The sequence below is a fragment of the Ruminococcus sp. genome (assembly GCF_045129435.1).
Classification (GTDB): domain Bacteria; phylum Bacillota; class Clostridia; order Oscillospirales; family Acutalibacteraceae; genus Ruminococcoides.
On the sequence record NZ_JBGVJL010000091.1, the window covers coordinates 1 to 11,630 of the forward strand.

General features: G+C 39.1%; 10 protein-coding genes and 1 other annotated feature. Of the genes, 8 read left to right on the forward strand and 2 right to left on the reverse strand.

What is annotated here, in order from left to right; all coding sequences use genetic code 11:
- Positions 1 to 194: 194 nt before the first annotated feature.
- A complete protein-coding gene (locus tag ACJMMI_RS04455) occupies positions 195 to 1,295 on the reverse strand; it encodes an LPXTG cell wall anchor domain-containing protein (protein ID WP_405353927.1) in 1,101 nt (366 codons plus the stop codon).
- 218 nt (positions 1,296 to 1,513) lie between these two features.
- On the reverse strand, positions 1,514 to 4,147 hold the full coding sequence (alaS, locus tag ACJMMI_RS04460) for an alanine--tRNA ligase (RefSeq protein WP_405353929.1): 2,634 nt from the start codon (positions 4,145 to 4,147) through the stop codon (positions 1,514 to 1,516).
- A gap of 42 nt (positions 4,148 to 4,189) precedes the next feature.
- Positions 4,190 to 4,406 (reverse strand) — a binding site (T-box leader).
- Positions 4,407 to 4,649: 243 nt separating this feature from the next.
- On the opposite strand from alaS, the gene thyX reads away from it, so the two are divergent.
- Genes thyX through ACJMMI_RS04500 form a run of 8 tightly spaced genes read left to right on the forward strand, consistent with a single transcriptional unit; the run spans position 4,650 to position 11,535 of the window.
- Complete coding sequence (gene thyX, locus ACJMMI_RS04465; RefSeq protein ID WP_405353941.1) at positions 4,650 to 5,393, forward strand: FAD-dependent thymidylate synthase; 744 nt, start codon at positions 4,650 to 4,652, stop codon at positions 5,391 to 5,393.
- 43 nt (positions 5,394 to 5,436) lie between these two features.
- Positions 5,437 to 6,108 carry a dTMP kinase gene (locus tag ACJMMI_RS04470; protein WP_405353931.1) on the forward strand — a complete coding sequence of 224 codons (672 nt, stop codon included), beginning with the start codon at positions 5,437 to 5,439 and terminating at the stop codon, positions 6,106 to 6,108.
- Positions 6,102 to 6,998: a DUF2156 domain-containing protein gene (locus ACJMMI_RS04475; RefSeq protein WP_405353932.1), complete on the forward strand. Its 897-nt coding sequence runs from the start codon at positions 6,102 to 6,104 to the stop codon at positions 6,996 to 6,998. Before ACJMMI_RS04470 ends, ACJMMI_RS04475 begins: the two co-directional genes overlap by 7 nt.
- On the forward strand, positions 6,985 to 7,767 hold the full coding sequence (locus tag ACJMMI_RS04480; protein WP_405353933.1) for a GNAT family N-acetyltransferase: 783 nt from the start codon (positions 6,985 to 6,987) through the stop codon (positions 7,765 to 7,767). Before ACJMMI_RS04475 ends, ACJMMI_RS04480 begins: the two co-directional genes overlap by 14 nt.
- Positions 7,768 to 7,786: 19 nt before the next feature.
- A complete protein-coding gene (locus ACJMMI_RS04485) occupies positions 7,787 to 8,326 on the forward strand; it encodes a DJ-1 family glyoxalase III (protein ID WP_405353935.1) in 540 nt (179 codons plus the stop codon).
- Complete coding sequence (locus tag ACJMMI_RS04490; protein ID WP_405353937.1) at positions 8,317 to 8,925, forward strand: 5-formyltetrahydrofolate cyclo-ligase; 609 nt, start codon at positions 8,317 to 8,319, stop codon at positions 8,923 to 8,925. Before ACJMMI_RS04485 ends, ACJMMI_RS04490 begins: the two co-directional genes overlap by 10 nt.
- On the forward strand, positions 8,926 to 10,260 hold the full coding sequence (gene mltG / locus ACJMMI_RS04495) for an endolytic transglycosylase MltG (protein WP_405353938.1): 1,335 nt from the start codon (positions 8,926 to 8,928) through the stop codon (positions 10,258 to 10,260).
- 15 nt (positions 10,261 to 10,275) lie between these two features.
- Positions 10,276 to 11,535 carry a U32 family peptidase gene (locus ACJMMI_RS04500; protein WP_405353939.1) on the forward strand — a complete coding sequence of 420 codons (1,260 nt, stop codon included), beginning with the start codon at positions 10,276 to 10,278 and terminating at the stop codon, positions 11,533 to 11,535.
- Positions 11,536 to 11,630: the final 95 nt, after the last annotated feature.

The following is an 11,630-nucleotide window of genomic DNA, read 5'->3' on the forward strand; positions in this document are numbered from 1 at the left end:
TGCTAAACCATAATTTATCAATGTTACCCCAACATTTAAAACAGAACCAATGTTTTTATAATTGTATTGATAATTACATTGTAATATATAAAGGATAAAAAAGCAAGCAGTACAAAGTTTTTGATATACAAAAAAGCTCCGCAGAAAACTCTGCGGAGCTAAGTGATTAAGTATTAATTATCTGTTAAGATAAATTAGTTCTCTCTTCTTCTAACGAGGAAGAATACGCCTGCAGCTGCAACCATTACGCCAGCGAATACGAAGAAGATTGTTGTCTCCTGACCTGACTGTACTGAGTTAGAGCCATTACCGCCATTACCGTTGCTGTTATTATTGTTATTGTTGTTATTATTGTTGTTGTTATTGCCGCCGTTAGCGTCGTCCTTAGCCTCTGTCTTTTCAAGCTCGCCCTTGTCAACCTTCTGACCGCCCTTTGTCGGGTCTGTGCAGTTACCAAGGATACCCTCGATTGTAGCCTGCTGCTTGTCAGCAGCTTCCTGAGTCTTTGTACCTGCAGAAACAGCTTCCTTAAGCTTAAACTTTACATTAGCCATTACATCAATTGGGCTAATCTTGAGCTGGTTGATAAGATCCTGTGACTTATCTGTCTTACCTGTATCAGCAACACCGTCTTCTGAAACGAACTTGATAAGGAAGTCAGCCATAAGTGTTACATCTGTTGTACCGTCAGCAAGAGCTGTACCGATTACTGTTGATGATGAAGAAATAACCTTCTGTGGGCCACAGCTTGGGTTGTTCTTCCATGCAGCCTCAGTAGCCTTCTTGTTGTTATCCTCCGGGTTCTCGAGCTCGTTACCTGTTACATAGCAAGTATCGCCAAGGCAGTTACCGTTCATGATTGTGTTGTAAATCTGAACACCTGTATCAGCACTGAAGATTACACAGTAGTAGTTGTGGCTGCCTGCTGCCTGAATCTCATCGCCGTTACCTGTCTTTGTTACATCATAAGAATAGAGGCCATCGCTCTCTTTTGTACATAACTCTTTTCTTGTCTGCCAGCTTGTCCATGTACCTGTGCCGTCAGCTCTCCAAATGTGGCAGTAGATATTCTTGTAGTTTTTCCAACCTGCACTGTTTACATCGAAATAAATCTTTGTGCCGGCACCTACTTCTGACTCATCACCTGCTGCTACTGCTGAAGAATCATCAGCTGCTACTGCAGACTCATCGTTAGCTGCTACTGCGTCTTCTGCTTCAGCAGCACTTGCAACTAAAGCACCTGCTGAAAGTACTAATGTAGAAGCAAGAGCAACGCTCATTACTTTTTTGAACATTTTAAATCTCCTCCATTGTTCTTTAACTTTTAGGAATACACTATTCCATTGGAATTATTATACATCAAACATTACAAAACTTCAATACTTTAATTTCTTTTTATCGTTGTTTTATTATACAATTTTGCTGTACTGTTTTTAGTAGTTCTAAACAATAACAGCAATAAATTGCAAAATTTCAGACATTAAAAAATCAAATTATGAAAATCTTGCAAAATTTATGCCTTAATCATACCATATACGGTTTCTTTAACGATAGCGAGTGCTTCATCAATCTTTTCAGGATTTTTGGCACCTGCCATAGCAAGGTCAGGCTTACCGCCGCCGTTACCGCCTGCTGCCTGAGCAACAGCCTTAACAAGTTTGCCGGCATTTACGCCAAGAGCCTTAGCTTCTTTACCGCAAGAAGCTGCAAATGTTACCTTGCCGTCATTTTCGCAAGCAAGTACTACTATTGAAAGCGGAGCAACATCCTTCGTTCTCTCACACATAGCACGAAGTGCGTCAGCATTTGAATTGTCAATCTTTTTAGCAATAATTCTTACACCGTTTTCAATTTCAGAATTAATAAAGAGGTTATCAACCTGCATAGCAGCAAGCTTTGTGTTAAGCTCTGCAATTTCCTTCTGCTGGTCGTGGAGTAAGGTTGCAATCTTCTGTGCACCCTCGGTAAGTGCCTTTGTATTTGAAATTTTAAGAGTTTCGCAAACATTAAGTACGGTTTCACGAACATCGTTCATATACTGAAGAACGCCAATACCTGTGATTGCCTCAATTCTTCTTACACCGGAAGCAACTGAACCTTCCTGACGGATTCTGAATAAGCCAAGGCTTGAAGTATTTGTAGCGTGAGTACCGCCGCAGAATTCTACTGAGAATTCACCAATGCTTACAACTCGTACAACATCGCCGTACTTCTCGCCAAACAATGCCATAGCACCAAGCTTTTTAGCCTCTTCAATAGGCATTTCCTTTGTAACAACAGGGATAGAAGCAAGAATTTTCTTGTTTACAAGATCCTCAACCCTTTTAAGCTCCTCGTCTGTCAATGCCTCAAAGTGAGTAAAGTCAAAACGAACCGAGTGATCTGTAACAAGCTGTCCTGCCTGATGAACATGATTGCCGAGTACCTCACGAAGTGCAGCCTGTAAAAGATGAGCTGCTGTGTGGTTACGCATAATATTTGCTCTTCTGTCAAAATCAACTATTGCACGAAGCTCTGTGCCAACCTCGAGTGTACCGCTCTTAACTGTACATGAATGGAGATATACACCTGATGCGTCCTTAGTTGTATCGTCAACATCAACCTCAAGTGTACCTGCTTCCATTACACCTGTGTCGCCAACCTGTCCGCCGCTTTCAGCATAAAACGGAGTTTTATCGAGAACAACAAGAGCGGTTTCGTTTTCACCAACGCTGTCTACTCTTACACCGTCCTTAATAATAGCAACAACCTTGCTGCCTGTGTTAAGGTCTGTATAACCGCAAAATTCTGTTTTTGAAATATCGGAAAGATCTGTTGAATCAGAAATCCAAGCATCTGTGTCTTCTTTCTTTCTTGCATCTCTTGAACGCTGCTTCTGCTCTTTCAAAAGCTCGTGGAAACGGTCAACATCAACATCAATGCCCTGTTCAGAAAGAATCTCTCTTGTAAGGTCGATTGGGAAGCCGTAAGTATCATTAAGCTTGAATGCGTCCTCACCGCTCAACACCTTAATATCCTGATCGTCAACAATGCCCTGTAAAAGCTTAAATCCCTGGTCGATTGTCTTTTGGAAGCTTTCTTCCTCAACTCTGATAATTTTTGTAATAAACTCCTGCTTTTCTCTTAATTCAGGATATGCAACTTCATTTTCTTTTATTACAGTTTCACATACCTTGTATAAGAAAGCGTCCTTATAGCCTAAGAGTCTGCCATGACGAGCAGCTCTTCTGAGCAAACGGCGGAGTACATAACCCTTGCCCTCATTTGATGGGAGAACACCGTCGCCAATCATAAATGTTGTGCTGCGGATATGGTCGGTAATTACACGAAGTGAAATATCCTTCTTATCATCCTCGCCGTAGTTTACACCTGTAATTTCAGAAATTTTCTTCATAATATTCTGAACAGTATCAACCAAGAAAAGGTTATCAACACCCTGCATTACGCAAGCAAGTCTTTCAAGACCCATACCTGTATCAATGTTAGGGTGAGCAAGTGGAGTGTAGTTGCCGTTACCGTCATTTTCAAACTGTGAGAATACGATGTTCCATACCTCAACAAAGCGGTCACATTCGCAGCCTACATGACAATCAGGCTTACCGCAGCCCTTTTCGTCACCACGATCAAAATAAATTTCTGAGCAAGGACCGCAAGGACCTGAGCCATGCTCCCAGAAGTTATCTTCTTTGCCGAGTCTTACCATATGAGATGGTTCAACACCGATCTCCTCAGTCCAAATTTTATAAGCCTCGTCATCATTTTCGTAAATAGAAACATAAAGCTTGTCAACCGGCATTTCAAGAACCTTTGTAAAGAATTCCCAAGCCCAAGCTGTAGCTTCGTGCTTGAAGTAGTCGCCAAAAGAGAAGTTACCGAGCATTTCAAAGTATGTACCGTGACGAGCGGTAATACCAACTCTTTCAATATCAGGAGTACGAATACATTTCTGGCAGGTTGTAACACGCTTTCTTGGCGGTGTAACCTCACCTGTAAAGTACTTTTTCATAGGAGCCATACCGCTGTTTATAAGCAGAAGGCTGTTGTCGTCCTTTGGAACAAGTGAAAAGCTTGGAAGTCTTAAATGACCCTTACTCTCAAAAAATGAAAGAAACTTTTCACGAAGTTCATTAAGTCCTGTCCATTCCATTAAAATCTCTCCTTAAAATTGCAAAATAAAATCCTGCCCCATAAATGGGACAGGAGAATAATTCCTGCGGTACCACCCAAATTGGTGCAAAGCACCCTCTTTGAGTAATCTTGCGATTACATATCCTTAACGCAGATGTACGCTGTGCTTAGTCACACAGAGCTCAGGGGCAGCGTGCTGTAAATATTCTTAAAGTCTTGCACCAACCGACTTTTCTCTGAAAAGAACCAGATACAACTAATCCCGTCAACGCCAATAACATATAATTTTTATTCAGTAGCATTATAAAACTTATTGCTTACAATGTCAAGTGAATATCAGAAATTTCCTGATATTTTTTCTTTCGGATTACCGTAACAATCGTGTGAATTTTGTTGCATATTGAGTAATAAAATGATATAATACATTTATATATGCTTTTATGTAAACTTTGGAGGAGATTACTTTGAGTGCAAAGGTCACTTTACTTACTTATACACCACAACCTGAAAAAACGGTAGCTATGGCAGCAAAGCTATGCTATTCTCCATCTGAAATTTCAAATATCAGAGATGGTCTTACCGAAGAAAAAACCGCTGATTTTATAGATATGCTCTCAAATATCGGACATGGCAGTCCTTTTGAGCATGCTTCTTTTACCTTTGGCATTGAGGGCATTTCAAGAGCCTGCTCACATCAGCTTGTAAGACACAGAATTGCTTCTTACAGTCAGCAGTCACAGCGTTATGTTGACGGCACAAAATTTGACTTCGTCACACCACCGGAAATTCAAAAAAACGAAAAAGCACTTGCCGCATACAATAAAGTAATTGAAATGCAGTCACAGGCTTACAGTGAGGTGCGTGACGCTCTCGTGGCAGGTTACATCAGAGAAGCTACAGGCAATGCAGAGGGCACCGATGAAGAAATTATTGAAAATTACAGAAATGAAAATAAAGTAAAATTCAATGCTTTTGTAAAGAAAGCTAACGAGGATGCAAGATTTATTCTTCCTAATGCCTCTACTACAAAAATTGTATGCACATTCAATGCAAGAAGCCTTGCAAATTTTTTTGCACACCGCTGTTGCAATCGTGCTCAATGGGAAATCAGAGAGGTTGCCGAGCAAATGCTTATGCAATGTCTTGAGGTTGCACCTCATTTATTTAAAAACTGCGGTCCTGCCTGCCTTTTCGGTGCTTGTCCGGAGGGCAAAATGAGCTGTGGCAAGATGAAAGAGGTTCGCAAAAAATACGGCAGAGAGTAATATTTTAATTACTTTTTAGAATAATAGATAAGGAATTAAACATATGAATGCAAAGTTTATTGTTATTGAGGGACTTGACGGAAGCGGCAAGGCTACTCAAACAAAAATTCTTTTTGATAAAATTTCTGCAACAAGCAAGACAGTAAAAAAGCTTGAGTTTCCCGATTATGCAAACGAAAGCTCTGCCCTTGTAAAAATGTACCTGGGCGGTGAATTCGGAAGTAATCCGAATGATGTAAACGCATATGCCGCATCAGCTTTCTATGCCGTTGACCGAGTTGCAAGCTTTCTTAAATTTTGGAAAAAGGACTATGAAAGCGATTCTGTAATTCTCAGCGACAGATATGCTACTTCAAACATTATTTATCAGATGTCAAAGCTTGACAAAGCCGATTGGGACAGTTTTATTGAGTGGCAGGAGGATTTTGAGTACAACAAGCTTGCTGTGCCAAAGCCAGATAAGATTATTTATCTTGATGTTGAGCCTGAAGTTTCGCAAAAACTTATAAACAAGCGTTACGAGGGTGACGAAAACAAAAAGGATTTACACGAAAAAAACTTTGCATTCCTGCTCGAGTGCAGAAAATCTGCACTTTATGCCGCAAAAAAATGCGGTTGGATTGTTATTAACTGCTGTGAAAACGGTGAAATAAAGCCGATTGAAGTAATTGCGGCTGAAATAGAAAAGGCGGCTGACTTAAATAATTTATGCTAAATTTCAGATTAATAGAAAAATCAGATATTAACACATTTCAGAAATATTACGATAACCCCGAGGGAATCTCACTTACCACAAATATTTTAAGTGCTTACCTTTGGAGAAACGAATATAATATTAAATTTGCTTTTTACAATAATTGCCTTATCAAAGCATATTTTAATGACGATAACAGCGTGTGGGGATATTGTCTGCCACATGGCGAGGACATAAAACCGGCTGTTGAGGCGATTATTCAAGATGCTAAGGAGCGTGGACAAGAGCCTTTTATAGTAATGCTTACAGACGCTCAGAGGGTAAGGCTTGAAACCTTATTTCCATCAAAATTCTACTATGAATTTTCTCCTGAAAATCAGGAATATGTTTACTTGTCAGAAGATCTGATTAATTTATCGGGCAGAAAATTCCATGCAAAGCGAAATCATATTTCAAAATTTAAAAATTCTTATCCAAATTTTAGATTTGAAGAAATTACAAATTCAAACAAAGAGGACGCCTATAAGGTTATGCTTGACTGGTGCTCTGAAAATGGAATTGACCTTGAACATTACGAGGAAAAGCACGCAATCCGAGAGGCTCTTGATAATATTGATGAATTTAAAATGCGTGGCGGAATTATTTATGTTGACAGCATGCCTGTTGCAATGACACTTGGCTGCGAAATTTCCCCTATCGCCTTTGACATCTGCTTTGAAAAGGCATTGCGTGAGTATGACGGAATTTATGCCGTAATCAACAATGAATTTGCTAAAACACTTTCTTCATACAAATATATAAATCGTGAGGAAGATATGGGACTTGAGGGACTGAAAAAGTCCAAGCTTTCATACAATCCCATTATCCTGCTTGCAAGATATAACGCTACATTAAAGAATGATGAAAATTAATTATTCCAACGCTGATAAAGCCGATATTAATGCTTTAAAAGAACTTTGGCTTTCTTCTTTTGATGAAAAACCAAAGGCAGTAGATTTGTTTTTTGATAAGTGCTTTTCACCTAAGCAAACCTATATTGCAATGTGTGGTGATAAAATAGTATCCGCACTTTATCTTTTGCCCACAAGTTTTAAAGGACAAAAAGCACACTATCTTTGCGGTGCGTCAACTCATAAAGATTTCCGTAAAAACGGAATAATGAGTGAATTAATCGGCTTTGCACTTGAAAATTCCGCAAATAACGGAGATAAATATTCATTTCTCTTCCCTGCCAATGATAAGCTTTACAGCTATTATCAAAAGCTTGGCTATATTGAAAATTGCTCGGCTTATATTTCAGAATTTACAAGAGAAGATTTAATTTGTTTTGAAGAATTAAATCCGACAAATGATAATATTCTGAATCAGAATAATAATTTCAAAGGATTTTCCGCAGATTATTATTCGATTTATGACATAAAATCAATTAATAATAAAAATTACTTTGCTTTGATTGAAGAAAGTGAAAATACTGCCGAAGTATTTTATTTTGACTATAAAGAAAAATACTTTAAACGGCTTATAAATGAAATCTTGCACAAAACTAATGCAGAGCATTTTGTGTTTACGCACAACGGCATCTTTAAAAATGCACAAAAAATCCGATACGGTATGGTAAAACCGCTTAAAAACGATATTGCCACTCCAACGGATATTTATATAGGAATTACATTAAATTAAGTATAGAAAGGGTATTGCTATGTTTTATTTATTTTTAGCAGACGGTTTTGAAGAAACCGAAGCACTCGCTCCACTTGATATGATGCGTAGAGCAAAGCTTGAGGTCAAAACTGTCGGTGTTACAGGCGAATATGTTACAGGCTCACATAAAGTTACAGTTAAAGCTGACTTAAAGCCTGAAGAAATATCATTTGAAAATATTGAGGGCGTAATTCTTCCCGGAGGTATGCCTGGAACTGTTAATCTCATAAAATCGGAAGCTGTTGCTAAAGCTGCTGTTCATTGCTTTGAAAACGGTAAGATTACAGCCGCTATCTGTGCCGCTCCGTCAGTTTTAGGAAACCTTGGAATTTTAAAGGGCAAAAATGCTACTTGCTTCCCCGGCTTTGAAAAAGAGCTTGATGGTGCTAATTATACCGGTTCTTCTGTTGAGGTTGACGGCACTGTTATTACTGCTAAGGGTGCAGGCTGTGCAATCCTCTTTGGCAAGGCTATTGTAGAAAAAGCTTTGTCCGCTGAAATTGCAAACAAGGTTTGCGGTGATATGCAATGCCCATAATCAATATTCGTGAGCAAAAAAATCTGCTCAGGGCAAAGCATAAAAAACTCAGAACAGCTTATTCTGTGGAATTAAAACAAAAGCTTGATAATGTTCTTTTTGAGAAATTTACTGAACTAAAGGAATATAAGGAATGTAAAACTCTGTTTGCATTTGTATCAATGCCAATAGAGGTAAACACCTTCCCTATTCTTGAAAAAACCATTGCAGACGGCAAAATTCTTGCCTTGCCAAAATGCAGACAAAACGAGCCGATAATGGACTTTTACAGGGTAAATTCTCTCGATATGTTAAAAGAGGGCAAATATTCTATTATGGAGCCTGATGAGGAAGTTTGCGAAAAAATAACAGAATATTCTGACGCACTCTGCCTTGTGCCCGGTCTTAGTTTTGATTTATACGGCTATCGACTCGGCTTTGGCAAAGGGTATTACGACAGATTTTTGCAGAATTTTATCGGTACAACTGTCGGGCTCTGCTACTCAAAATGTATTGAACAGAAGCTTCCGCACGGAATATATGACAAAGCTGTTGACATAATAATTACTGATAAATTCACAAACGATACACGAAATGTATTTGAAAAAGGAATGGTGTAAGTGAGCGAAGATAATAACATTCAGAACCTTGAAGAAAAACGCCGTGAAAGAGTGAAAAACTTTACTTTAAATATTCACGACGAAGATTTTCATGATGAGCCTGCCGAAACTCAGAAAAATGAGCCTGAGGAGCTTAATTCCTACAGCGGTGAAGATGTAAAAGAGCAGATGGCAAAAAACTCAAAGCAGGCATTAAAAAAGAAAAAGAAAATTGACAAAAAAATTTCTAAAGCGAAAAACAAGCGTAACCGCAGAGTTTTCAGAGTAATCTGGATTGTATCTGTAGTAATCGTTGGTGCAATGGCAGGTATGTTCTTGGTAGCCGGCATTGACGATATGCTTGCAATCAATCGTACAGAAGAAAAAAATATAAGAATTGAAATCCCTGCAAATCCTACCCTTGATACTGTTGCAGCGGTTCTTGAAAAGAACAACATCATTGATGACAAGAATTATTTCAAGCTCTTTGCAAAGTTCACAAAGGCTGACGATGATTTTACACAGGGTACATATGATATTAAAACAAATCTTGACTACGAGGCAATTATCAACTTCTTGCTCAGCAGCGGAAACCGCACAGACACAGTTGAAGTTACTATTCCTGAGGGAAGAAATGTGCTTGAAATCGCTAAGCTTCTCAAGGAAAAGGGTGCTCTTGATGATGAAGGCAAATTCCTTGACCTTTGTAATTCAAATAAATTTGACGATGAATATTCATTCTTAAAGGATATTAATAATGCCGATGACCGTTACTACAAGCTTGAGGGTTATCTATATCCTGATACTTACACATTCTACAAGAATGAGGACGCTGAAAATGTTATTTACCGTTTCCTCAACAACTATGATTCAAGACTTACAGAAAAGCAGGATGTCAGCGGTTATGACAAGGTAACTACTATTGAAGAAATGCTCAAGAAGAACAGAAGTGATTATACTCTTGATCAGGTTATGATAGTAGCTTCAATCATTCAGTCAGAGGCTGCCGATACTGACGATATGTACTACATTTCATCTATCATCTACAATCGTCTTAATGCAAGTGAGGATATGGGTGTGCAGTACCTTGGACTTGACTCTACAAAGTTCTACCCATACAGAACTCAGGCAGATGTTCCCGAAGATGTAAGAGATACATTTGAAAGCTCTTACGACACATATACTCTTGAGGGCTTACCGGCAGGTGAAATCTGTAACCCGGGTATGAATGCAATTATTGCGGCACTCAATCCAAAGGATACCGACTACTATTTCTTCTGCCATGATAAGGACGGAAACGCTTACTATGCTTCTACAATTTATGAGCATAATGAAAATCTTGCAAATATTGAATAATTAGGAGATTATAATATGATTACAAGACCAGAGGTTCTTGCACCCGCCGGCGATATGGAATGCCTTAATTCTGCACTTTCTTTCGGTGCAGATGCGATATTCCTTGCAGGCAAAATGTTTGGTATGCGTTCTGCATCAAAGAATTTTGACAACACACAGCTAAAACAGGCTTGCGAACTTGCACACGCAAAAGGTGCAAAGCTTTATGTTACATGCAACACACTGCCAAGAAACAACGAGCTTGATTTTTTGCCCGACTATCTTAGCTATGCTCAGGAATGTGGCGTTGATGCGTTTATTATTGCAGACTTAGGCGTATTTGAGGCTGCGAAAAAATACGCTCCGAAGGTTGCAAGACATATTTCAACACAGGCAGGTGTTACAAACTATGCAACTGCCAATGTTCTTTACAATATGGGTGCTTCAAGGGTTGTACTCGCACGAGAAATTCCTCTTGATGAAATTGCCGAGATGAGAGCAAAAATTCCGAAAGACCTTGAAATCGAGTGTTTTGTACACGGTGCAATGTGCGTGTCATTCTCAGGCAGATGCCTTATTTCAAGCTATATGACCGGCAGAGATGCAAACCACGGCGATTGTGCACAGCCTTGCCGTTGGAAATATCATCTTTTTGAGGAGAACAGAGAGGGACAATACTTCCCTGTTGAAGAGGACTCAAACGGCACATACCTTTACAACTCAAGAGATCTTTGTATGATTGAACATATTCCGGAGCTTGTAAAAGCAGGTGTATCAAGCCTTAAAATTGAGGGCAGAGCAAAATCTGCTTACTACACAGCTGTAACAACAAATGCCTATCGCCACGCTGTTGACGGATTTATGGCACAGGGTGAAAGCTATGTGCTTGAACCTTGGATAAAAGAAGAGCTTGATAAAATCAGCCACAGAGAATACAACACAGGCTTTTACTTTGGCAGAGAACCCGGACAGGTTACAGGCAACGGCGGTTATATCAGACATTATGATGTTGTTGCAGTTTGTGAAAAATCTGTTGATGACACAACAACAGAGATTACACAGAGAAATAAATTCCTTGTTGGCGACACACTTGATGTTCTTCCGCCAAGTGGTATTCCGTTTAATGTAAAATGTATTTCACTTACTGACGAATACGGAAATTCTGTTGAGTCTGCCCCGCATGCTATGCAAAAACTTACTATGAAGAGCGATGTAAAAATTCCTGATGGCTCAGTTATCAGAAAAAAGAAAGGCTCTATGTCAATAGTTGGGGTAAACCCGAAAAAGAAGAATTGAAATGAACAAGCGAAAGTAAATCAAGCTATCGCTTGTTTTTGCATTTGGTGAGAAAACATATGTAAAATACGGTTACGGAAACGCTTAAAATTTCT

Coding starts and splice junctions, on each gene's coding strand:
- ACJMMI_RS04455 (WP_405353927.1), bottom strand. CDS start 1,295: ATGTTCAAAAAAGTAATGAGCGTTGCTCTTGCTTCTACATTAGTACTT.
- alaS (WP_405353929.1), bottom strand. CDS start 4,147: ATGGAATGGACAGGACTTAATGAACTTCGTGAAAAGTTTCTTTCATTT.
- thyX (WP_405353941.1), top strand. CDS start 4,650: ATGGCAGCAAAGCTATGCTATTCTCCATCTGAAATTTCAAATATCAGA.
- ACJMMI_RS04470 (WP_405353931.1), top strand. CDS start 5,437: ATGAATGCAAAGTTTATTGTTATTGAGGGACTTGACGGAAGCGGCAAG.
- ACJMMI_RS04475 (WP_405353932.1), top strand. CDS start 6,102: ATGCTAAATTTCAGATTAATAGAAAAATCAGATATTAACACATTTCAG.
- ACJMMI_RS04480 (WP_405353933.1), top strand. CDS start 6,985: ATGATGAAAATTAATTATTCCAACGCTGATAAAGCCGATATTAATGCT.
- ACJMMI_RS04485 (WP_405353935.1), top strand. CDS start 7,787: ATGTTTTATTTATTTTTAGCAGACGGTTTTGAAGAAACCGAAGCACTC.
- ACJMMI_RS04490 (WP_405353937.1), top strand. CDS start 8,317: ATGCCCATAATCAATATTCGTGAGCAAAAAAATCTGCTCAGGGCAAAG.
- ACJMMI_RS04500 (WP_405353939.1), top strand. CDS start 10,276: ATGATTACAAGACCAGAGGTTCTTGCACCCGCCGGCGATATGGAATGC.